This window comes from Thermanaerosceptrum fracticalcis, from assembly GCF_000746025.2.
Classification (GTDB): domain Bacteria; phylum Bacillota; class Peptococcia; order DRI-13; family DRI-13; genus Thermanaerosceptrum; species Thermanaerosceptrum fracticalcis.
Map to the genome: position 1 here is coordinate 3,414,707 of NZ_CP045798.1, position 23,413 is coordinate 3,438,119.

Sequence of the window (23,413 nt, forward strand, 5' to 3'; positions counted from 1 at the left end):
GGGGTTTTTCTTAATGGATATTCGCAGCATTCTTGTTGGTCTTGACGGTTCAAAAAGCAGCAGAAAAGCCTTGCAAGCTGCCGTGGATTTAAGCCGGAAACTCAATGCCAAGGTCACAACGTTGACGGTTGTGCATTTGCCGGATTTCAGCCCAGGCGGAGGCGAAGTGAAGGAACTTGAGCAGGCAGAGAAATACTATCAGCCTTTGCTGCAGGAGGTACAGGCTTATGGTTCAACGCTCGGGTGTGACATTACTACGGTGATCCTGAAGGGCCATCCGACAGAACGGTTGCTCCAATATGCTGAGGATAACCAGGTGGATCTAATAGTCATCGGGACCCGCGGCTTAGGGGGATTCAAAAAGCTGCTTATGGGCAGTGTAGCGCAAAAAGTTGTAAGCTATTCCAAGATTCCGGTTATGGTCATCCGGGAGTGACAGCAGGGGATTTTCTCTAGAAAAGTGTCTGGGCATAATACTTTGCTGAAAAGAGAACGCGAAATGGGCGTTGTCCTTTATGTAGACGACACCCATTTCGCGTTTAAATTTTTGTTTTTTTGTTCTTCTTTCTGTCGCACTTTTGGTGTATCAGGTAAGTGCCAGAGATGCAAATTTTGCCGCAGACAAGCAATAAATACGACAGTGATAGAAAAAATATCAGAAGAATTTATTCTGGAAACACTGCCAATTAAGTTGTGTAGATTCAAGGAAAGTAGCGAAATAGATAGAAATAGGATATTGGGGAGTTAAAAAAACACTATAAATGCTCTGGAAAGAGAATTAACAGAAATGCACAGTCAAGTAAGGATGTAATTTATAGCGGCATAAAATGCGACAGGAGAACCGTCCCCGTGTCGCGTTAGAATGGATATTTGAAGATATACGTGTCATGGCCGGAGATGCTGAACTGTCCCAGATAACTTTGTTTTCAGTGTTTATGGAACTGGTGGAGTGTATTAGGGTCAAGTCACTGGTAGAGGTGGTGTTTGTCTTGAAGGCGGGGGTAGAGATAGGAGAAATGTTATAAATTTGAGTATGGTAGTGAGATGAATTTTAAAAAATATAGAAAAAGAAGGATTTTAGAAAATTATGCAGAATATACATGCGTTTATAGCGTTTAGAGGCGATTTTGTGATTGGATTGAAGGAGCTATTCTGTTGTGATGTTTGTGGCAATATTTTGGAAGCAGTTTATGTTGGTGCTCCAGCACTGGTTTGCTGCAATAAACTAGTGAAAAAGCTGATTGCTAATACCGAAGATTTGGGAAAAAAAACATGTTCCGGTGGTTGAGAGTTTGGACGGAGGCATTGTAATAAAAGTGGGAAGCATTGAACACCCCATGGTAAGCATTATATAGCATTTATCGAGGTTCTTACCAAGGATTACGTAATAAGAAAAGATAAAGATGTGTTTGACATTACCTGCAAAACAAAAGAGGTGATGGTATGTTTATAAATTTAGACAGGAAAGGTACTGTGGAAAGGTTGCAGTACCTGCTAAAACAGGCAGCTGATGATGAGAATACATCGGGAGTTCTCATTCTGGCTTGTGATGCCAACGGTTTTACCCCTGAAAAGGTTGATGAGGTTTTAAAACAGTGTAAAAAACCAGTATTTGGAGGAATTTTTCCTCAGATTTTATTTAACAAAGAAATACTCGACAAGGGAACCGTTGTTGCTGGTATCAGTCAACCTGTAAGCACTGCGGTGATTAGAGGTGTCAGTGACATGTCTACAGATCTGGACGCAATCATAGAACATACTTTTGAAGGGCAATCTCTTAAAAATAAAACGATGTTTGTCTTTGTGGACGGACTCAGCCAACATATCTCTGCCCTAATTGAGAGCATGTTTAATTGTTGGGGACTTCTCCCGAATTATATTGGTGGGGGTGCCGGTTCATTGACATTTGAAAGGAAGCCCTGTATGTTTACCGGGGAAGGATTATTAGGAGATTCGGCAGTTTTTGCCCTGACAGATATAAAAAGCGGGGTAGGGGTTGCCCATGGCTGGAAGCCTGTGGCAGGTCCACTGAAAGTAACGGAAGCAGACCGCAATACAGTAATTTCACTGAACTGGCGACCGGCATTTGAAGTATATCGGGAAACGGTAGAAAAAATATCCGGGAAATCTTTTGACAATACTGATTTCTTCCAGCTGGCAAAAGGGTTTCCCTTTGGGATTGTAAAAATGGCAGAAGAAATGGTGGTTCGAGATCCTATTGCGCTGGATGGCAGCAGGTTGATTTGTGTCGGAGAAGTTCCTTTGAATTCTTTTGTCTATATATTAAAAGGAGATAAAGACTCTTTGATTGCTGGTGCAGCCAAAGCCCGTCAATTGGCCGAAGCATCCTATTGGAAAACAGTCAATGGGGAAAAAGAAAAACCACTAACTACCTTTTTTGCGGACTGTGTTTCCAGGGTTCTCTTTCTCCAGTCTGATTTTAATGAAGAACTGGAAGCGGTGTATGCAGGATACCCGCTTTTGGGGGCGTTGACTATGGGGGAGATTGCTAATACGGGAAAAAATTATCTTGAATTTTATAATAAGACTTCAGTCATCGGATTGTTGGAGGATTAAAAATGGATTATACAATATGGAGTCATATTCTGCTCGAATTAGCTCTTTCTGTCAGTGGCGAGCAGGAACTGGACAAGCTTGTGAAAAAGGCCACATCTGCATTCTCGAGGAAACTGGACTGCACCCATGGCAGTGTTTTACAATACAAAAGCAATCGTTTGGAAGTTATCTATGCTGTTCCACGGGTAATCCTTAAGAATCCTGTTTATCATGAGGTTATTGGAGAATTTGAAAGGAAATTGTTGCAAGACGAGGACAAAAACGTCATCGTAATAGAGAAGGATTTAAATTACTATGGGTTTCCACTGAGAAACTTCGGACTGCTTCTGTTGGGAAGGAACGTTCCTATTGAAGAAGTGTTTTTAAAAGAGCTTCTACCTATTACCAATATGCTGGCACAAAACTGTTTTGCTAATCTCGATGCCGCTATGAAACGTCAAACTATAGAGGCCGAATTGAAGAAGGAGCGTCATTTACTGAGAGTAATTATAGACACCATTCCGGATCTGATTTTTTACAAGGACCAAAATGGGGTTTATAAAGTAGTAAATGAAGCCGTGGGAAAGTTTCTATCTCTTTTACCGGAAGAAATAAACGGGCGTACTGATTGGGATATTCATAATGAAGCGGAAGCAAGTAAATACAGGGAACTTGATCATAGGATTATGGAATCAGGTAGCGTTCAACGCTATGAAGAATGGATTAAACGTCATGATGGTAGTCTGGTTCCTTTTGAAACAATTAAGGTTCCTGTTTATGATGCGGAAAGCAGATGCGTAGGTACAGTTGCTGTTTCAAGAGACATCTCAGAACGCATGGAAGCCGATAAAAAAATTCAAACTGAAAAGAAATGGCTGGAAGTTTTGTTTAAAAACTCAACAGATGCCATAGTTCGCATTGACCATAATTATTGTGTAGAGGAAATCAATTATAGTTTTTATAAGCTTTTTGGGTATAAATTGGAAGAAATAAGAGGAAAAGATCTTGACTACGTCCTTGATATGGGAAAAGAAAACACCGCCAACAGATATTATACAAAAGCTTTATTATCGGGAAAGAAAATTGTAGTGGAAGGCACACACTATACTAAAGAAGGATTACCTGTTGAAGTTATAATAAGAGGCCTTCCCATTATTATTGATGGTGAATTACTTGGTGCTTATGTGATTTATAACGACATCACAGAGCACAAACGTTATGAGGAACAGTTGAAATACTTGAGTTCGTACGATCAACTGACCGGCCTTTACAACCGCAGGTTTTTGGAAGAAGAGATAAAGAGGCTGGATACGCCGCGTCAACTGCCTGTATCCATAATCATGGGCGACCTCAACGGCCTGAAGCTGGCTAATGACGTATTCGGGCACCAGGAGGGCGACAGGCTGCTGATAAAGGCTGCGGAAATCATTAGAGAGTCCTGCCGCCGGGAAGACCTTATTGCTCGGTGGGGCGGGGATGAATTCGTTATCCTTTTGCCTCAGACCGACATAAAAACGGCTGAGGAAATCAACCGGCGGATCAAAGAAAAATGCGATTCCCAGAAGGACGGGCCCGTACAGGTGAGCATTGCCCTTGGCTATGCCGCAAAAAGCAGAGCCGAAGAAAACATCTGGCAGGTATTGAAAGAAGCCGAGGACTGGATGTACCGCAATAAGCTTTTGCATGCCAAAAGCTACAGAAATGCCGTTATATCCTCCCTGAAGGCTACTCTTTTTGAAAAGAGCATGGAAACGAAAGAACACGCAGAACGGTTGAAAGAAATGTGCAGAAAGATCGGTGAGAGTATGGGCCTGAACCCCCAACAAATGGACGAGCTGGAACTTCTGGCGATACTCCACGACATCGGTAAGGTGGTGATTCAGGAAAGCATATTGATGAAGCCGGGGCCTTTAACTGAGGAAGAATGGGTACAAATGAGAAAACACCCTGAAATAGGGTACAGGATCGCCCAGGCGGCGCCGGAACTGGCCCCTATTGCAGAATACATCCTCTCCCATCATGAGCGATGGGACGGCAAAGGCTATCCCCAGGGGATAAAAGGGGAAGAAATCCCACTGTTATCACGAATTTTGGCGGTTGCTGACGCCTTTGATGCTATGACCAATGACAGGACATATCGGAAAGCAATGAGCAGGGAGGAAGCAATAGCTGAAATAAAAAGGAATGCGGGGACGCAGTTTGACCCGGAGGTAGTAAGTGCTTTTATTGAAAGCTGCTGCAAAAGTGATAAAAATTTTCATGAAGGTCAGTATTAGACAAGACCTTAGATTACTGAAGCAAGTTATTGTCACAACCGATGAAATAAGCGATTCCAGCGAAAAACTTACCGTTGCCGCGGAAGAAATAAATGCTCAGGGGTTGGTTTATCGGTGAACGCATTTAAAGGCAAGAGGATTCTTATTGTAGAAGACAGCAGGTTCCTTGCACAAATAACAGCAAATACCATGATTAAGTACGGGTATATGACCGAAATTGCACAGTTGAACTGGCACTGCAGCTTTATGAAGCAAATGCCTATGCAAACATGCACCGGCAGATATTTGAAAATTCATTGAATGAGATCTATGTTTTTCCACCTTTGACCTCAAGCCCGAATTTCCCATTTAAAGCTTCTTCAGGGCACTGCTTGAACCTCTGGTCAGGGGGACGTACGAGGATCTGCACCGGCTGGTGGTGCCTGATGAAAGTTTTTTACTGTTATAGCTTGTAGCAATTTAGGACAACTGTCAAATTCAAGCAGGAAATTTTGTATACTCCCAACTATAAGCTATAAGCTCGACGAAAGCCTTCGTGAATGGCATCTATAATCTTTCGTGGTTTAATGCAATCCCCAATAGCATAAAAGAAGGCAGGGGAGAATGCCCGGGAAGAAGGCTGAACATTATGGGAAGCGGCATTTGAAAAGGGAGAAATATCAGAAGGGAAGCGAGCGGTAGAGATATTATACTTAGAAGCCGATGGAGTATTTATTGGACAACAAAGGAGCGAGCAAAGGAAAGCCGAAGTTAAGCTGGTAACCTGCTATGTAGTGCACCAGGCCTAAAACTTCGTACAGTGACTAGACACAATCAGACTCAATTCTATTTGACAGCGTTTTAATTTGCTGTACTATTGATATAGTAGATAATTTGGTAAATAGGTACCAAAAGGAGGTGTTGCCGCGCCTTTTATCTGTATGTAAATTTCAAGGCTATGGGGCGCGGGAGTAAGAGTGGGGGTTTCACCAAAAAAGCTTTTTGAAGTACCTGTGAACGACCTTTTAGGGTTCATATTCGCGTTAGTGTCTACGGCGGCTATTTGGCTTTTTTTATTTAAGCTCCATACCTTCCAGAAGCTTGATATCCAAGACATATTAATTGAGGGGGTCACGCTGTTAATTCTTATTTGCGGATTTGCGTACATAGCGAGGTTACATATCAGGTATTTAAAGAGGGGCTGGTTATTAATAGCGCTGGCCCAGCTGGTTAATTTTCTTGATGAATTCACCTCGGAGCCTGAGTTTTTTAATACCACGCTAGAAGGTATAGTACTGGTAACTGGTCTGGCCCTTGTGGTGAAGGGATTTTCTGTGGCTTACCGGAGTTTACAAGAGGAAAACGGATTGCTGAAAAACTTGCGCCAGGAGCTCATGCTCACATTCGATGCCAGCCCTGTAGGCTTGATAAAAATCGACGATAAATTCCGTATTGAATACATGAATCTCGCCATGAAAAAAATCCTTGGGTTAAAAGAAGACGAAGAACCTGTAACAGTGAGGAGGGATATACGGGAAATCCCCTCTGTTAAGGAGCTTGGGCTGGATGCCCTGTTTGACCGCAAAGGAGAATGTAAAACGCTCTCCATAGAAACACCTTTCTGGTCGCTTTATGGGAGGGAGTGCTATATATCTGTTGCAGCCAATCCTTTAGTTGAAAAAGGCAGGTTTTTAGGGGGAATTATTGCAGTTACAGATATCACGGAACGCATAAAAGATGAACAGCGGATATTGTACCTTGAAGGTATTCGACGTTGCATACTGGAGGTTTTACAGACTATAGTTGTTGAAAAGGATCGAAATAAGTTGTTGGAAAAAGTTTGCGAGACTTTAACCAAAAGCAGGGGGTATATTTTTGCCTGGTTCGGAACTATTGAAGAAGATAATCGCAGGGTAATGCCGGCAGCATGGTCCGGGGAGGAGAACGGTTACCTCAAGGCTGTAACAATAACATGGGATGAGACACAAACAGGCCAGGGTCCCACTGGCAGGGCCATAAAAACCCGAAAACCAGCGGTGGTGAGAAATATTGCTGAAGACCCTTCGTACGAACCATGGCGCAGTGAGGCAAAAAAGCGGGGCTATGCTTCCGCAGCGGCGGTACCCATAATTTACGAAAACAGGTCTTTCGGGGTTTTGAATATCTATTCTGGCCATCCGGACGCATTTCACGAAGAAGAAATTGAGCTCTTGAAAATGCTGGCCACGAGTTTGGCCTACGGGCTGTATAGCCTGGATACGGAAGAGAAGCGCCGTGAAATAGCCAGGGCGTTGAAAAGGTCGGAAAAACATTACCGGACTTTAGTACAAACTCTTGGTGAAGGTGTGATACTGACGGACTTTGACTTAAATATAAAATACGCAAATCCTGCTTTTTGTTCTCTTATCGATTGTAAAGAAGAAAACCTGGTTGGCAAAAACCTGCTGAAATTTATAATTGTTTCAGACCAGCCTAAAGTTAAAAGCCAGGTCAGGGGAGAGGAAAGAGAGAAGGCATCGTGCTGTGAACTGCAAGTTAAAACCTCAAGTGGAGAACTTAAATCCGTTAGAGCTACCTGCACCCTGATGACGGATGGCGAACAAGAAGAGTCGAAAATACTGTATATATTTGTTGATATAACCGAACTTAAACAGTTGGAAGAAAAACTCAGGAAACGTGCAATAATAGATGGGCTTACGGGCCTGTACAACCGCACTTACTTTAATGAGAGAATAAAGGAGGAAGTTGAGCGGGCCAGGCGTTATAATCATCCCCTCTCTTTTGTGATGGTGGACGTAGATAAATTTAAAGAAATCAATGATTGCTATTCTCATATAGAGGGAGACGAAGTGCTTAAGGAAGTGGCCCGGCAATTGCTGGCATCAATCCGCAAGAGCGATATAGCCTTCCGTTATGGTGGCGACGAGTTCCTGCTTGTCCTGCCAGAAACTGATGAAAAAGGAGTTCAAATGGTGGTGCAAAGGATTTACCAGGAGATTGAAGCTGTTAACGGCGTAAGGGAGAAGGCGCAAAGACCCGGTATATCGCTGAGTATCGGTTGGGCCACGTGGGAAGCGCAGGGGAATAGTAAATGGCAAGATACCCTTAAGGAGAGCGACATGAAGATGTACCAAGATAAGATGAGAAAGTGTAGTGCGCCCCGAAGTCCTGTGGAGTAAGGCAGCCTAAGGCTGAATGAACCCGAGCTGTGGTGCAAAACTGGAGGTAGCCCGCTATCGCCTGTTTTGCCTCTTCCACAGTGTCATAGATATGCAGTTAAAGATAATGTTATGAGTGACAGGTAAGCGGCCGCTCAACAAAAACGAACCGCAGCCGGAGAAAAAAAGCGCCCAAGTGGCCCGTATCAACATAGTATAGGATAGATTTTTCATTAAAAAAAGGAGATTGAGCAGAAAAAAGAGAATTACATTAAATTATTTTCAGATTCGCATACCCCTGTGGGAGGATAAGTGATGAAGATTCTTGTCGCGGAGGACAGTAAATATTATCGAAAGATTCTGGTTGATACCCTGCGTGCCTGGAAGTATGATGTTGTTATAGCTTCTGACGGTATTGAAGCATTGGAAATCATTAAGCAGGAAGACGGGCCCAGGCTGGCCATTATCAACTGGATTATGCCGGGGCTGGATGGTTTGGAATTATGCAGAAAAGTCAGGGCTTGGGAGAAAGAGGGCTATGTCTATTTAATTCTTCTTACGGCCAATGCCGGCAAAGAGAATATTGTTAAGGGTCTGGAAGCAGGAGCCGATGATTATATCATCAAGCCTTTTGACGAAGAGGTTTTAAAATGCCGCCTGAAGATAGGGGAAAGGATAATAAACCTTGAGAACGAGATCAGGCGGTTGGCAAATTTGGACCATCTCACAGGAGTCCTTAACCGGCGTGCTTTTATGGAGAGGCTGGACAGTGAGATAGCAAGGTGCCAGAGGACCAAAATACCACTGGCTTTAATTATGAGTGACATAGATAATTTTAAGAGCATCAATGACAATTACGGACACCAGACAGGAGACGAGGTTCTTCGTATGGTGGCTGGTAAGACAAAAAATTTGGTAAGAAAATATGATTTTATAGGCCGCTATGGCGGGGAGGAGTTTATCATCTGCACTCCGGGAGCATCTTTATTGACAGCTAAGGAGATAGCAGAAAGGCTGCGGCGGGAAATTGAGGAATCGGTTATCCCTGTTGAGAAGGGTGCATGTTATATAAAGGTTACGGCCAGTTTCGGGATTAGTTTTCTGGAGGAAGATTCTTCCACTGATATTGATTCGCTGATTAAAAGGGCCGATGATGCCCTGTACTTGGCTAAAAAGCAGGGTAAGAACCAAATCGTTATCAAGTGATGGGGGATAACATATTAGGTTTATCCTCTTGTTCTATTTTAGCTTTCTTACACCGGGATTACCCGATTAATGACAATGGCAAATTGACAACTTGCTAAAATAAGAATAGAGAGACGGTGTTGAGGACAGGTTGTGGCAGGAGAACCAGCACTTCAGGGCACTTGTTGACTCTACCGATGATATTAAGTAGCGCGTTCTAACGTTGCTTCAATTTCAAGCCTTCTAGCATGAGTATCCAATGTGGTAAGATGGTATTGGTGATTCACCATAAGGTGCTCTTTTCTGTTAAATTTGGTTGTGTCTTCAACTGCCATTTTTCCAGATTTGGCGCACCTTTTCAATTTATTTTGATGAATTATAAGCTATATGGGTTCGAAATTCAGGTTTATATGCCAACGATTTAATATTTGCAGTGGTGGTAGACATAGATATGCTTGAACAGTTAAAAAATGAAAGGACAGAAATGGAGAATGAGCTTAAGAAATTGATTATAAAAGATAGCCTAACGGGTTTATACAACAAAGCATTTTTTATAGAACAACTGGACAGGTTCATTCAAAAGTCTGACAGGGAAAAGGACCGGTTTGGTTTATTGTTCATTGATTTTAACAAGTTCAAGGAAATCAACGATACATTAGGCCATCATACGGGGGATAGGGTTATTTTTGAAGCGGCCAGGAGACTGGAGAGTGCTGTCTCTGAAAACTGCCTTCTTGCCAGGTACGGCGGAGATGAATTTGTGATGCTGGTTTGTGACGTACATTCAAGAGCTGAGCTGTATAATATAGCGAAAGAAATACTGCAAAGCTTTGACAGTGCATGTTATATTGATGGACATGAATTTTATTTATCGGCCAGCATCGGCATTGCCCTTTATCCCTTTGACGGAAGAGATTCGGATAACTTGATCAAAAATGCAGACATTGCCATGTATAAGGCGAAGGAAGATAAAGATGAGGAATATAACATAAGGTTTTTTACATCGGAGATGGAAAAAGAAGTCCAGGAACGGTTTATGATTGAAACCCAGTTAAGAAAGGCCCTGGAAAATCAGGAGCTTAGCCTTTGTTTTCAGCCCATTGTCGAAATAAGTAAGAATAAATTAGAAGGGGCAGAAGCCCTGTTAAGGTGGAAGAATGTAAAACTGGGCTTTGTGCCGCCGGAAAAATTCATTTCCATAGCAGAAGAAACCGGGCTGATCCACAGCATCGGAAAATATGTCCTGGAAAATGTGTGTAATTTTATAAAAAGCATGGAGAGGAAAGGACTGCCCCTGATTCCCGTTGCTGTCAATATATCAGCAAAACAGTTGGAAAACAGGAATTTTGCAGAAACAGTTAAAAGCATCATCGAGTATTATCAGATCGATACAAGATACTTAGAATTTGAAATTACCGAGAGCGTTTCAGCGGGAAACATGAAAAGGATAAAGGAAAACATTGAAAAAATAAAGGATTTGGGCATCAAATTATCCATGGATGATTTCGGAACGGGTTATTCCTCCTTTGCCATGCTTTTAAACCTTCAAATCGATAAATTAAAGATCGATAAAATGTTTATTGATAACATAGGGAAGATGAGGGAAGAAAAAATTATCAGAACCATTCTGTCCATGGCCAAAGAATTAGGGTTAAAAGTTGTGGCGGAAGGAATTGAAACAGAGAAACAGTTAAAATTCTTAAAAGATGTGAGTTGTGATTACGGGCAGGGCTACCTGTTTAACAGGCCTATGGATATAAATATGTTTGAAGAGTATTTAAAAATAAGATGCTACAGCAAGGGAAAATCACCGGATAATTTTTCAGGCTCTGTTTGTTGAAGTTTGTTGGGCCTTAATTTTTGGGCGGTTATTAACATGCATATAGTGTTATATTGACATTGGTTAAAGGTTTTTGACGAATTCTATAAACACCTGAGATGCTTTGGATAAATATTTATCTTTCTTCCAGGCAAGCCCAATTTCGATGAAAAGAGGTTCAGATAATGGAAGGCTTATAACGTCAGCACTTTTACGAGCGATTACATCAAGTAAGAAGGAAATACCAACTCCTTTTGCCACTAAACCTCGTATTGTTTCTATCTGGCTGGAAGAGAGGATGATGTTAGGTGTAAACTTATTTTTTGAACATTCTTCCATGATAATCTGACGGTGATACGTATCCTCCTTCAGTAAGATAAATGATTCACCGCGTAGTTGGAAAAAGGGTACAGAGGAACAATGGACTAAGGGGTGATTGGGGGGCAGGCATAAAAGAATCTCCCCTTTGGTTATCGGTAATGTTTCTAATAACGGCGAAGGGTGCGAAATAATGACAATGCCAAGGTCAAGCTCTCCTTTTTCAAGGAGTTTCCTAATAGCTATAGAGCCCTCTTCGATTATACATAATTCTAAATGGGGATATAGTGTCTTAAAGTTGGCGAATATTTCCGGAAAAAGGAATGAGCCAATCATAGGCGGTATCCCTATTTTTATTGAGCCTTTTTGAAGGTCTCTATAGTCATTCATTTCTAGCATAGCATCTTGGATGCTGCGCAGGATATTTTCAACGCGTTGCAAAAAGACTTGGCCTTCTGCCGTTAGAGTAATCTGTTTTTGGCTACGGTCAAAGAGCGTGACACCCAACTCATCCTCTAGCTTCTGGATAGCTATTGTGATAGAGGGCTGGGTAACATGTAAACGTTCCGCGGCCCTTGTGATATTGTTTAAACGGCTGACCATCTGAAAGTATTCAAGCTGGCGTAGTTCCATAGAAAACCTCCGAAGAATAGTTTTAAACTATTATAACACAGAAAATCTATATTTTTATTTTATGCAATCAGGGATTATACTCGTATTTTTGACACATCCTGTTGCTAAAAGGAGGAAAAACTAATTTTTTGTAGAATATTGTAGAATAATTGAAGCAGGTAACTCGGACATCAAACTAACAATTTTATTTGTAACAGCGAAGTGGTAAGAAACGATTTGACAGACATCTAATGCAGTTTCTTTTCAAGCATAAACCGATAAAGGTAAACCTATCGAAAGGTAGGGGCACAAAGCCAAGGACCTAAGGCTTTATATAGAGCTATGGTAGCCGGTTGCCGAAGGAGATGTTATTTTTTTCTATGGATTCTTACCTAATCAGAATTTCCCATAAAAAGATCTACAAAGGGTTGAACTTTTCACTAGCTGAAAAAAATGCATGCACCAGTAGTGTTAAATCAGCCCTTTAACTTTTAATTATTAAAATTTATTGTGCTAAAGGCAAACCATCCGAAAGGTTGGGACGCAAAGCCATGGGTCTGTAGCCCTTGAGGTATGACTGCCAGGTTGCCGCAATCAAGGTTCACTATTTATTTTAAAATAATGTTCTCTATTACGGCAGCTACTTGGCTGCCGTTTTTGCTTAATAAGTAAATCTACCCGCAAATACTCATGGAAGGGGGCGACAATAAAGGAATACGAGGGGCTGAGGGGGCAAAAGCGCTGGAAGAAGTTTATCAGGGTGCCGGTTCCCAGTTCGACCCGAAGATGGTAGCGGCTTTGGCGGAAGAGCCCTTTTGGCAAATCGCTACATACCGCGACCCGGCCAGGCTGGAAAGGCAGATAGAAGAGGAAAAGCAATGGCTTGTACAATTGGCGGATTTGTTACATCCGCTGGTATACGCCCAGAGCCAATGGCTGTACCGTTTGCTGGTAATATTGTGGCAATTGAAAGAAAATGCAGCCGGCAGGGCTGACAGGTAGAAAGGTGGTGAAAAAATGCGACGGTGTCTTGAATGTGCAAAGAAAGAACCAGACTGTCCTTGTTTAGAGTGCAAGTATTTTATTCAGCAGGGCCCCCTTCGTCGGGTGCCTTCGCCACCTATCAGAATATTACTGGAAGATGAGCAGGGCAAGAAGTATCCGGCAGACATTCTGGCGTTAAATACCACGGAATTTGGGCTGCAAACGGAAGCTCCCGTTCCGGGTCGGTACGTAATTAAGCTACAGGAAAGTCTGTGGGTCGAGGTTGCCGGAGTACCATTCAAGGGGAAAAATAACGTCCATGTGTTTGACATCCTCTGTGTACATCGGAGGCAGGAGACTGCCAGCCGCCTTAACAACGAGGAGTACCAATTGCTGATCGGAAGCAATGGGGAATTAGTGGCAGAGATTTCTCGACATTTACCGGAGCACCTTCAGGACTTGGTCAGGGAGAAATTATTGGCTGAATTGGAGAAATCCGAATTAATTAGCGCTCTCAGGGTAGGGAAGGTGCTGAAATATGAAGGTGGGCGCTTCCGCTACCTTTCAGGTCAGGCCGACCTGGACCTGCCTATGGAAGAAGCGGAGAAGCTGATGCGTCAGGCCACCCGACATGCTGAACACCGGCGCGAGGTAATTATTAGCGCTAACGGCCAAAAGGTATTCGACCTTCATGGGGTACCGTTCGACCACAGGAGCGGTGGACTGTTAGCCTTCGATATCACAGAGGTGATTGAAAAGGAAAGAAAGATTCACCGTCAGGAGATGGAGGCTTACCGGGAGGCTATATCGGCGGTAACGGGAGGCCGGCTACACCTGGTGAACGGTGAAGAGGCGAAAAGGTTGCTATCAGAAGGAGTGGAAATAGCAAAAGGTGAGGCCAGGCAAGCCCATGACATTCCAGAAGCCCGCCGGGCCCTGCGGGGATCTCTGCCTGGTATAGATAGTCGGAGGCAGCACGCGATTGTCTTGTGCTTTTCAGAGGCACTAACCAACGCTCTCAAACATGCAGGGGGCGGTTGCTGGCAAGTTAGACGGGTTGGGGATGCTGTTAGGATTATCGTGCAGGATCGGGGCCCGGGAATCAAAACCAGTGAATTGGCCCGGGCCACGCTGATGCAGCATTATTCTACCAAGAATTCCATGGGGTGTGGATTTACCTTGATGCTTTACTACGCGGACTACCTTTATCTTAATACAGGACCGTCAGGTACCACTTTGGCCCTTGATTTTGGCAATGTGCTCACAGATAAGTTAAACATTGAAAAAACTGACTGAAAGAAGGTGATGTTATTGCTGAAAGTAGCGGTAGATGCTGTTCCGGGGGTACGCCGGGTAATGCTAAACGGCGAATTAGATATGGAAACAGTATCGCTTTTGCACGAGGTTGTTAGGGAAGGGGATGAACACACACTGGAACTTGACCTCTCGGGGTTGTCTTTTGTTGATTCAACTGGTCTGAAAGGTTTGCTGGACATCAACAACAACTGGCAGCAAAAAGGTGGCCAGTTGTTAATTTTACATCCGCAACCCGATGTAGCGGAAGTGATGCGGCTGGTAGGTCTGGACAGGCTCCTGGCACAAAACGGCGCTCTGGCTGGAGAAGAGAGGTAGGAATGGGATGAGAGAAGTGGTTGAAGAAAATGGGAAAATCCTAAGGGGCTACGGATTGGAAGGTAGTGGCTGCAGCCTGCCAGCCGGACAAGAGGGTGGAGATTTTTTTGAATTTATCTCCTGCAACGAAGGCAGCGTGTTTATCGTGATCGGGGATGTAATGGGTAAAGGATTCCAGGCGGCGCGGCAGATGGAAGCAATCCGCCAATTGGTCAGGGAGTGTATTAGGATCAACCCCCATCCCCTGGAAGTAGTGCGCCGGTTAAACAAGCTGGGAGGATATGAACTACGAAAATGTGGCTCTTTTGCCACCCTTTGCCTGTTGTGTTATGACGGAATAACTGGCCGCCTTACCTGCGTCAATGCAGGACACCACCCCCCCCTCCTTCTATCTAATGGTCAAGTGAGGGTAGTACAGTGCTGGGGAGTCGCTATAGGCCTTTTGGAGGATTATCTTGGGTCAGGGGCAGAGGAATTTTTTCTTGCCGACGGAGATGCGGTAGTGCTGTACACCGATGGACTAGTTGAAGCCTGCGGCCCTGGCGAACAGAGGTACGGACAAGAACGATTGAAGAGAGTAGTACGTTTGCAGAATGGCGCTGATGCTGAGTGCATGAAAGAAAACATTTTGGCTGATTTGGATACATTTACTCGCGGGATTTCTCAAAAGGATGACGTGACCCTGGTTGTTATGAAAGTAACGCGAAAGGCGGGTGATATGGGTGGAGATTAGAGTCCGGCAAGAGAAGGGGATGGCATCCCTGGAAGTTGAAGGTGAACTGGATTTTAGCAATGTGGAACTGTTGCAACGGGAAATTCAGCGCCTCCCGGAGGAAGTGGTGGAGGTAGATCTGCAAGGACTTCAGTTTATAGACTCTTCAGGGGTGGGTATGCTTCTGAGCCAGGCCAGAATTTTCTACAAGCAGGGCCGCACCCTGAGAATTGTTCGCATACCCAGTCATATTCAAGAAGACCTGGAAGTGATAGGTTTTTTCCGAGTGCTTGAAGTACTAGAGACAAAGCCCAACGCTTAACAGGAGGTGAGGTTCTAATGAAGGAAGAGGCTAATCAGGGCTCCCTAGCCATAACAGCGAGTGGAACCGATAATGCTTGTCCGGACGGGGAAGTGAACAGTTCGTATGCATTTATGAAAGAGGGGTGCCTTGTTGTCCAGTACCAGCCGGAGGGACCCTACCCAGTGGTGATTCCTTGCCCGGGGGTAAGACTGATTGTGAACGGCCAGGAGCGCACTCAACCCACCCCCGTATCTATGCAGGATACGGTGCGGGTGGATGCGGTGAATGAACGAAGAGAAGGGGAATGGTCTGTTACCATTTCTTCTGATGGTTTACAAGCAATACTGCGGATTCGCCCAACTGTAGTAATTCACCGGGAGGTGGCGGAACTCCCGGCTGCCAGTAAACTGCAACTGGCGGTAGTGGAGCGGGAAGAACGTCTTCCACCCCTTACATGGCACGAATTATTGCAGGAGTTGTCCCGGCTGGGTATTAAATATGGGGTAGACTGGGAAGCATGCTCTCGTGGTGTTACATCCTGTGCTGAAGAGGAGGTGGTTATTGCCCGGGGAATCCCTGCGGAACCAGGAAAAGACGGCCGGGTGGAATTGCTTTTTCCTTCCGATTCCAAACTGCCTGTACTGGCAGAGGAAGAGGAAACGGTGGATTTCCGAAAACGGTATGTTTTTACTTCGGTAGTGGAGGGGGAAATCTTAGCTGTCAAACACTTGCCGGGGCTGGGTCGTCCTGGTACCAGCGTTAAAGGAGAAGTAATTGTACCGCCCGCGCCCCGGGATTTTATCCTTTCTGCAGGTGAAGGAGCGGTGCTCACTAGGGATGGTGAACGGGCCGTAGCGGCCCGGGCTGGACGTCCTGTGGCTTTCCGCCAGGCCAACTTGGTGAGGGTAAGTGTATTACCTGAACTAGTACATACGGGTAATGTGGATCTTGCTTCCGGAAACATTTCCTTTAAAGGTGATGTGGTAATTGCCGGTAATGTGGAAGAAGGAATGACGGTAGAAGCGGGCGGAAATGTTAGGGTAGGTGGGTTAGTCTCTGGGGCGAGAATTCAAGCAACAGGATCTATCCTGATCAGGGGAAATATTCTGGCATCGGCAGTAACCGCAGGAGGAACTCCTGACTTTATGCAAGAAATCCTTCCACAGGTTCGCGCTTTAGCAATTGGTTTGCGAGAGATGATCATGGCTATCTATCAGCTACTTGGTCACCCAGCATTCAAACAAGGTGATCTCAAACGCGGTATCGGTCCTTTGTTAAGATTGCTGTTGGAGGGGAAGTTTCGGCATCTTCCTGCTGCTGCAGAAGTCTTCAAGAAGCAAGTTGAAACTCTTCCATCAGGATTAGCCGGTGAAGGCCTGGACGAGTTTATTAAGGAAGTCGAACGGGTAGTGGTTCACTCCCCTTTGATGGTACGTAACCTTCAGGAGGTAGAAAAACTAGCCCAACGAGCTTCGGAATGGGAACAAGCCTTTGTGTCTCCGCCGTCTGCGGAAAGTGATGTGGTAGTGTCAAATATCCTCAATTCCACCGTTATAGCAAGCGGTGATGTCAGGGTGGTGGGTGGCGGTTGTTATAATTCGCGAATTCATGCTGGTAAAAAAGTGACTGTAGCCGGGGTATTTCGCGGGGGTGAGATTCAGGCTGGGGAAGATGTGCATGTGGGAGAACTGGGATCCAGAGGCGGGTCTATTACTAAGGTGGTGGCTGGCCCAAGAGCTATGGTTACCGTAAAATACGCCTTTGAGAATGCTTTGGTATTGGTGGGTGGCCGGGTTTATCGTTTTGATAGGAAGGAAAAAGATGTCAGATTGTGGTTGGATAAAGAAGGGAATCTGAGATCCTGCGTAATGTCAAGGGGACGGTTCTGTTAACACAATACATGAATAGAACTATCCCGTTATTATGCCCAAAAAGGGGTTATCTGACTTGTCTTCGGAATTGAAGGAGCGTAAACTTGTAATATAGTGTTTTATGACTGGGAAAACTGTATATGTCTTTTCTGGAACCAGGCCTGAAGAAGCTCCTAAACATTCCTGCGGGGAAAAGGATAGAACTATTTTAAGTAATTAAAAGCGGGCAAGGCGTTAAAGGGAGTGTAATACATACTCCCGGACATACAGCGGGTTAGTTTCTGTCATGCTTCACGGAGGTGAAGCGATTGTAGGAGACATTAATGGACAGATTCATAATTAAAGGCCGACAATGCGGTAATAGGTCAGCTTGGCCTCGTACGCGGGAAAAGATTTTTGTACCTGTTCGACTTTGGCGACGAGTGGAAGTTTGATGTGCAGGATTAAAGTTGGTCAAGCGTTACTAATTATAACCATATAACACAATAAAACGTGGGTATTAGATTGATTGTTTACCCACGTTTTATATTTGACATTCCTTCCTTCTCGGCTTTCTCGCGTTTATGTTTGACCTCAACTTTGACAGCATAAAAAAACAAAACCGCGCCACCACTGGTTTTGAAGGACACGGCAAATAGGTGTACTACTACACCTGTAATTAACTGGATAATTCTATAACATGAGCCGGTATTTGTTTACCCACAATTTTAAAAGCCAGGCGGCAGCCAATCCCCGTATTTCCGTACGTACCAGATACTTCTTCTTAGCTATTTCCAGCTGAACTACAGCTACCCGGGCAAGTTCCTTTATAATATCGTAATAACTGGTTTTTGGTTCTTTTTCCCTTAGCACTTTGCGAAAAAGGGTCTGTAAATAAACGCCAGAAAACATACCATAATATGACCCCTGATGCGTTATTCGTTCCAATAATACATGGGTCTTAATTCCAAATTAGTCTTGATTTTACGGAAGACATGTTCAACTTGCTAAAAAATCAAGGGCACGATAAATGTTTTTTACTCCGATATGCATAAATAGCGGTGTAAGAGTAAGAATAAATATTCAGCAAGGGCGATACGAAACTTTTAGACCAGATACATTATCGCCGCTGCTATCTGTAAATGCGTTTCTTCTAAAATTCGCTGGATATTCGCAGCCGGCATAATGGTGGCTGAAGAAAATCCAGGTTAGGTTCAGGGGAAGTGAAACCGATGCGGGAGGAAGGAAAAATTTCAGCCTACCAGGCTATGGTATATCAGGTGAGCATTGTTTTGGCTACAGCCATCTTGTTCGTCCCGGCTATTACAACAAAGCATGCAAAGCAGGATGCCTGGCTATCCGTAATCATAGCCTGTTTTTTTGGTAGTCTTCAGGTTTATACAGCCGTCAGCCTGGCCCGGCGTTTTCCGAATGCGTCGGTTGTGCAGTATGCACCACTCATTCTCGGTAAGGTGCCGGGCAAGGTGGTGGGATTTGTTTATCTCTTCTATTTCTTCTACGTTGGTTATTTCATATTGCAAGAATTTGCCGCCCTGATGTCCTCCTCCTATATGCCGCGTACGCCTTCTGTTGTTTTTATGCTTGTTCTTTCTCTGCTTGCTGCTTATGCGGCTTATGGCGGGCTTGAGGTGATCTGCCGAACGAGTTCTATTGTTTTGACGGTTGCAATGGCAACGCTGGTATTAACAGAAGCCTTAATTGTCAAAGATATTAAAATATGGAACTTCTTACCTGTTCTGGAGAACGGGTTTAACCCAGTATTACTGGGAGCAATTTCACCAGGTGCATGGTTTGGGGAAACCGCCGTGATCCTGATGCTCTACCCATTTATAAATAATAAAGAAAAAGTGGTTAAGACCAGCCTCCTGGCCATTCTAACCCTTTTTATAGCCATGGAGGTGGTAGTTACCGGAGCAATTGGACTACTCGGCCCGACGGAAACAGCCTCTTTTCTTTTCCCCACCTTCAATATGGCCCGTCGGATTAAATTAGAGGCGCTACCGTTTTTGGAACGGCTGGATGCTCTTTTCATGATGGTCTGGGTGGCGGCTATGCTGATTAAGTTAACCACTTTCTTTTTCGCCGGGGTGCTTGCCCTGTCGCAGTGGCTCAACGTCAAAGACTATCGTCCGTTAATCTTACCCTCCATGGCCATAATGATGGCGCTGGCGGTACAGGCATGGAAGAATATTACCGAGTTATTCGCTTTTTCCGGAGAAGTATTCCCCATAACCATTATCTTTGTCAATTTTATAATCACCATTTTTCTTTTAATCATCGCCGGCATTCGCAATATTTCCACCAGGAAAACATGACCATTACTTGTGGCACTATAATAAAAAGGAAGGTGTTTTTTCTGTGCGAAAGCGTATTGTAAAAAAGCTGCACCATTTGATCGGGAATTATGCATGTAAGACCACAGGAAAAAACACCTGCCCGGATGACATGGACTGGCTTCATCAAACTACTGTGGAAAAGTACGATCTGGAGCGTATTCCCATCGAGGCGGACCTGGCGACCAACATTAAGCGCCTGAAGGAAATATCCGGTGTTTGTCCTGATTTTATTATCCGGCAGTTTGAAATAGGAGGCGGCATCGCGGAAGCAGCGGTAATTTTCCTGGAGGGTATGGTAGAACGGGTGCTTTTAAACGAAAACCTGCTCAAACCATTAATGATCTATTACAGGCCACTTAAATCAGCGCAGGGTTCCTTCCTGGAGCAAATTTTACGTGTTGCCCTTCCCGTGGACGTGGTCAGAAAGTGCGTCAACCTGCACGACGTAATGGATCATGTTCTGGAAGGCTCTGTTGTTCTTTTAGTGGATGGTGAATCAAGGGGCCTGGCGCTGGAAGCCGCCGGGTTTAAAACCCGTGTTCCGGAAGAACCGATGACAGAAGCGGTGGTACGGGGGTCTCGTGAGGGATTTACCGAAGCTATACATACCAATATTACCCTTCTGCGACGGCGGCTCAAGACGCCAAACCTGATACTGGAAAACATGGTCCTCGGCCGGATCAGCCACTCGCAGGTTGTGGTGGGATACGTCAGGGGCCTGGCTGCGCCGGAACTGGTTGCCGAAGTCAGGGAGAGGCTTCAGCGTATCGATATCGACGGTATTCTTGAATCAAATTACCTGGAGGAAATGCTGCGGGATCATCCTCTTTCCTTTTTCCCGCAGGCCATTACTACCGAACGGCCGGACCGGGTGGCAGCCAACCTGCTTGAAGGACGGGTAGCCATACTCACTGAAAACACACCTCATGTCCTCATTTTGCCAGGTGAATTTGTAGCCCACATGCAGAGCCCGGAGGATTTTTACCACCACTTTGTCCTGGGCGTTTCTATTCGCCTTTTGCGCTGGAGCGCTTTCGCCGTTTCCCTTCTCCTCCCGTCCGTGTATGTGGCTGTGACCACCTTCCATCAGGAAATGATTCCCACCAGGCTTCTTTTAAGCATCGTTGCCGCACGTGAGGGAGTACCTTTCCCTGCCGTGGTGGAAGCACTGGTGATGGAAATTGCCTTCGAAATTTTAAGGGAAGCCGGTGTGCGTCTGCCCCGGGCGGTAGGTCAGGCAGTAAGCATTGTCGGGGCGCTGGTAATTGGTGAAGCAGCGGTAATGGCAGGTGTAGTATCGCCGCTGATGGTAATTGTGGTGGCCTTAACAGGGATTTCCTCCTTTCTCTCACCTTCCTTTGATCTGGCCATTTCCATCCGCATTTTGCGCTTTCCAATGATGTTCCTGGCCGGCTTGCTAGGCCTTTTCGGCGTGGCCGCGGGAGTGCTTGCCATCTTGATCCATTTCGCCGGGATGCGTTCCTTTGGATTACCGTACCTGGCCGGATTAACCCCTTTTCACCCTGACGACTGGAAAGATGTTTTTATCAGAGCGCCGATATGGATGATGCGCAGGCGGCCCACAGAACTTTCCAAAAGCAACCGGAAACGGCAGGTGCCCGGTCTTAAGCCTGAACCGCCAGACCGGCACCCGCAGGGGGGAACAACATGAAATGCCGCATCAGGTTGATTATACTGGTTTTACTTATTTGCTTAACCGCCGGTTGCTGGGACATGCGGGAAGTAGAGGTTCTCGGTTATGTTATGGCTATGGCCATCGATAGGGGCCCTCAGGAGCAAATCCGGATCATTGCCCAGGTACCTAATCCGCGTGTACTTGGAGGTGGAGAGCGGGGAGGAGTTACACCCGGGGCCAGTATTGCTGCCAAGCCTTACCGCAACTATGAGGGAACCGGCCCCACCGTTTTTGATGCACTGCGGGAGATTTCCCATGAATCATCCCGGCGGCTGTTTTTTGCCCAGAATCGTACCCTTATCTTCAGTAAAACAATGGCTGAAAAAGGTGTGTATGATGTACTCGACTTTTTAAAACGCAGCGTAGAGATCCGGCGTGGTTTAACAATGGTCTTCGTTGCCCGCGGAGAACCGGTAAAAATACTTGATACTCCTAACCCCCATGCTATTTTACCGGCGCTCCGTATAGATGACATCGTACGCTGGCGAGGACAAACTTCCAGGTTTGCACCTGTTCCTCTATCACGGTTTCTGGAAGCTCTTAGCCTGGAAGGACAGGAACCTTATGCAGGTGTAATCGAAGTGGCTTCTAACCCTACGGCACAAGTCAAGGAGGGTGAAAAGGCAGCTCCCGAACCGTCCTCAACCATCCGGCTTACCGGGGCCGCCCTCTTCCGCAATGACCGTATGGTGGGGTTTCTCGATGAAACCGAAACTCGCGGACTTTTGTGGGTACTCAACGAGGTAAGAGGAGGGCAAATTGTTTTCCCTTGCCCCGGCCAGGAGGGTAAAAAGGTTACCATAGAAATTATACGTGCCAATGCTAAGATTGAACCGGAAATAACAGAAGATGGAATTATTATGACGGTAAAAATCCAGGAAGAAGGTAACCTTGTTGAAGTGGAAGGCCCCCTTGATGTCTCTAAACCGGAAGTAATTAAAGAACTGGACCGTTTGCACGCTGCAGCTATCGGTAATGAAGTAAAGACTGCCGTGTACAAAGCACAGGAATTGGGCTCCGATGCCTTCGGTTTCGGAGAAGCGTTTCGACGTAAATTCCCCCGGGAATGGAAGAAAATTAAGAAAGACTGGCCGGAAATTTTTCCGGGCATAGAGGTACGTGTCCAGGTAGTTGCCCACATTCGACGTATAGGAATGGTTGGCAAGCCACCGCTTTTGACTCATTAAATAATTGCATTTTAAACTCAAGCCCTTTGAGACAGGATGGTTGATAATGCTGTTAGATGTTTTGCTGATTTTAACCGGCTTTGCGGTTATCGTCGCCATAGAGCTACCCCGGTTAATTAAACAAAAAATTTACCGCGAAATAGTAATTTTCTTTGTTTTGATTGCCATTGGAATCACTTTAAGTCTGGGCCAAGTTTTGCAACTGCCCATACCGAACATTACAAAGGGCATTGAAACAGTTACTCGCCCGATATTTAAGACCGTGGAAAGAATCCTTTCACCATGAATAAAAACCAGTTTTCTTCTACGACCCTCCACAAATTCAGTAATGCATTAACAAATTTTTCCTTAACAGGCATGGCTTTTTAGAACGTAATTACCTATGTCGGTTCTTTTTTTCTCAATTATAGAACCTATCGGGTTCATTGCATAAAATTTAAGACAATCAATTCCAGGTAAATACTGGCATGTCATTGAATATGACATCTTGGATTATCAGTTGACGAATTTAAGAAAAAATATCTAAGAAAAACGGATAAAGGAGGGTTATAAGTACAAAAGGCACTGTCCTTTCCCGGATGAGTTTGAAGCATATAAACGTGAGATGTTTACTTATTGGAAATAAATCAGACATTACGTCAAGCTAATCAGTTTGGCGATTTTTTGTTAGTTTAACAGGAAATCCAGAAGCTTATATAGAAGTAAAAATATAAATGCAAAAAAACATAAAAGGCGGGTTGAGACCCCTTGAGCCGTGAGCTTTATCTACGTGAAACTGCGGCATAATA

At 44.8% G+C, this 23,413-nt stretch carries 22 protein-coding genes and 2 riboswitches; of the genes, 20 read left to right on the forward strand and 2 right to left on the reverse strand.

Features of this window, described 5'->3' with window-relative positions; all coding sequences use genetic code 11:
* Positions 1-13: 13 nt before the first annotated feature.
* The 10 genes from BR63_RS17360 to BR63_RS17405 all read left to right on the forward strand — a co-directional run bounded on the left by BR63_RS17360 (position 14) and on the right by BR63_RS17405 (position 10,994).
* Positions 14-436 (forward strand): universal stress protein, encoded by a 423-nt coding sequence (locus BR63_RS17360; protein ID WP_034421136.1) that lies wholly within the window; start codon positions 14-16, stop codon positions 434-436.
* Between the two features lie 391 nt (positions 437-827).
* Complete coding sequence (locus BR63_RS17365; RefSeq protein WP_034421138.1) at positions 828-1,025, forward strand: hypothetical protein; 198 nt, start codon at positions 828-830, stop codon at positions 1,023-1,025.
* 62 nt (positions 1,026-1,087) lie between these two features.
* Positions 1,088-1,288: a hypothetical protein gene (locus BR63_RS17370; RefSeq protein WP_051965553.1), complete on the forward strand. Its 201-nt coding sequence runs from the start codon at positions 1,088-1,090 to the stop codon at positions 1,286-1,288.
* 155 nt (positions 1,289-1,443) lie between these two features.
* Complete coding sequence (locus BR63_RS17375; RefSeq protein ID WP_034421139.1) at positions 1,444-2,577, forward strand: FIST signal transduction protein; 1,134 nt, start codon at positions 1,444-1,446, stop codon at positions 2,575-2,577.
* A 2-nt stretch (positions 2,578-2,579) separates the two neighbouring features.
* A complete protein-coding gene (locus BR63_RS17380) occupies positions 2,580-4,832 on the forward strand; it encodes an HD domain-containing phosphohydrolase (RefSeq protein WP_051965555.1) in 2,253 nt (750 codons plus the stop codon).
* A 114-nt stretch (positions 4,833-4,946) separates the two neighbouring features.
* Positions 4,947-5,132: a response regulator gene (locus tag BR63_RS17385; protein WP_034421141.1), complete on the forward strand. Its 186-nt coding sequence runs from the start codon at positions 4,947-4,949 to the stop codon at positions 5,130-5,132.
* Positions 5,133-5,488: 356 nt separating this feature from the next.
* Positions 5,489-5,620 (forward strand): hypothetical protein, encoded by a 132-nt coding sequence (locus tag BR63_RS20075; protein WP_153802044.1) that lies wholly within the window; start codon positions 5,489-5,491, stop codon positions 5,618-5,620.
* Positions 5,621-5,788: 168 nt separating this feature from the next.
* On the forward strand, positions 5,789-7,990 hold the full coding sequence (locus BR63_RS17395; protein WP_034421142.1) for a sensor domain-containing diguanylate cyclase: 2,202 nt from the start codon (positions 5,789-5,791) through the stop codon (positions 7,988-7,990).
* A gap of 294 nt (positions 7,991-8,284) precedes the next feature.
* Complete coding sequence (locus tag BR63_RS17400) at positions 8,285-9,175, forward strand: GGDEF domain-containing protein (protein ID WP_034421144.1); 891 nt, start codon at positions 8,285-8,287, stop codon at positions 9,173-9,175.
* A gap of 430 nt (positions 9,176-9,605) precedes the next feature.
* Positions 9,606-10,994 (forward strand): putative bifunctional diguanylate cyclase/phosphodiesterase, encoded by a 1,389-nt coding sequence (locus BR63_RS17405; RefSeq protein ID WP_051965557.1) that lies wholly within the window; start codon positions 9,606-9,608, stop codon positions 10,992-10,994.
* Between the two features lie 63 nt (positions 10,995-11,057).
* Here the strand turns inward: BR63_RS17405 and BR63_RS17410 are convergent, their stop codons facing one another.
* Positions 11,058-11,924: a LysR family transcriptional regulator gene (locus BR63_RS17410; protein WP_034421145.1), complete on the reverse strand. Its 867-nt coding sequence runs from the start codon at positions 11,922-11,924 to the stop codon at positions 11,058-11,060.
* A gap of 252 nt (positions 11,925-12,176) precedes the next feature.
* A riboswitch (cyclic di-GMP riboswitch) is annotated at positions 12,177-12,264 on the forward strand.
* Positions 12,265-12,411: 147 nt separating this feature from the next.
* A riboswitch (cyclic di-GMP riboswitch) is annotated at positions 12,412-12,496 on the forward strand.
* A 97-nt stretch (positions 12,497-12,593) separates the two neighbouring features.
* On the opposite strand from BR63_RS17410, the gene BR63_RS17415 reads away from it, so the two are divergent.
* The 6 genes from BR63_RS17415 to BR63_RS17440 are packed head-to-tail and all read left to right on the forward strand — an operon-like array spanning position 12,594 to position 17,427.
* Positions 12,594-12,905: an aspartyl-phosphate phosphatase Spo0E family protein gene (locus BR63_RS17415; protein WP_034421146.1), complete on the forward strand. Its 312-nt coding sequence runs from the start codon at positions 12,594-12,596 to the stop codon at positions 12,903-12,905.
* A gap of 15 nt (positions 12,906-12,920) precedes the next feature.
* On the forward strand, positions 12,921-14,183 hold the full coding sequence (locus BR63_RS17420) for an ATP-binding protein (protein WP_034421147.1): 1,263 nt from the start codon (positions 12,921-12,923) through the stop codon (positions 14,181-14,183).
* A gap of 9 nt (positions 14,184-14,192) precedes the next feature.
* Positions 14,193-14,519, forward strand: a complete 327-nt coding sequence (locus BR63_RS17425) for an STAS domain-containing protein (protein WP_243270026.1) — start codon at positions 14,193-14,195, stop codon at positions 14,517-14,519.
* Between the two features lie 7 nt (positions 14,520-14,526).
* Positions 14,527-15,252 (forward strand): PP2C family protein-serine/threonine phosphatase, encoded by a 726-nt coding sequence (locus BR63_RS17430; RefSeq protein WP_034421150.1) that lies wholly within the window; start codon positions 14,527-14,529, stop codon positions 15,250-15,252.
* Positions 15,242-15,553, forward strand: coding sequence for an STAS domain-containing protein (locus BR63_RS17435; protein WP_034421151.1), 312 nt, complete (start codon positions 15,242-15,244; stop codon positions 15,551-15,553). The genes BR63_RS17430 and BR63_RS17435 overlap by 11 nt, the downstream gene beginning before the upstream one ends.
* A gap of 17 nt (positions 15,554-15,570) precedes the next feature.
* Complete coding sequence (locus BR63_RS17440; RefSeq protein WP_034421153.1) at positions 15,571-17,427, forward strand: DUF342 domain-containing protein; 1,857 nt, start codon at positions 15,571-15,573, stop codon at positions 17,425-17,427.
* 651 nt (positions 17,428-18,078) lie between these two features.
* Here the strand turns inward: BR63_RS17440 and BR63_RS17445 are convergent.
* Positions 18,079-18,297, reverse strand: a complete 219-nt coding sequence (locus BR63_RS17445; RefSeq protein WP_034421155.1) for a hypothetical protein — start codon at positions 18,295-18,297, stop codon at positions 18,079-18,081.
* Positions 18,298-18,617: 320 nt separating this feature from the next.
* Here BR63_RS17445 and BR63_RS17450 point away from each other — a divergent pair, with 320 nt between their 5' ends.
* Genes BR63_RS17450 through BR63_RS17465 form a run of 4 tightly spaced genes read left to right on the forward strand, consistent with a single transcriptional unit; the run spans position 18,618 to position 22,911 of the window.
* Positions 18,618-19,721, forward strand: coding sequence for a GerAB/ArcD/ProY family transporter (locus BR63_RS17450; RefSeq protein WP_034421156.1), 1,104 nt, complete (start codon positions 18,618-18,620; stop codon positions 19,719-19,721).
* Between the two features lie 43 nt (positions 19,722-19,764).
* Complete coding sequence (locus tag BR63_RS17455) at positions 19,765-21,414, forward strand: spore germination protein (RefSeq protein ID WP_051965559.1); 1,650 nt, start codon at positions 19,765-19,767, stop codon at positions 21,412-21,414.
* Complete coding sequence (locus BR63_RS17460) at positions 21,411-22,625, forward strand: Ger(x)C family spore germination protein (protein WP_081908075.1); 1,215 nt, start codon at positions 21,411-21,413, stop codon at positions 22,623-22,625. Before BR63_RS17455 ends, BR63_RS17460 begins: the two co-directional genes overlap by 4 nt.
* A 46-nt stretch (positions 22,626-22,671) precedes the next feature.
* A complete protein-coding gene (locus BR63_RS17465) occupies positions 22,672-22,911 on the forward strand; it encodes a hypothetical protein (RefSeq protein WP_034421158.1) in 240 nt (79 codons plus the stop codon).
* Positions 22,912-23,413: the final 502 nt, after the last annotated feature.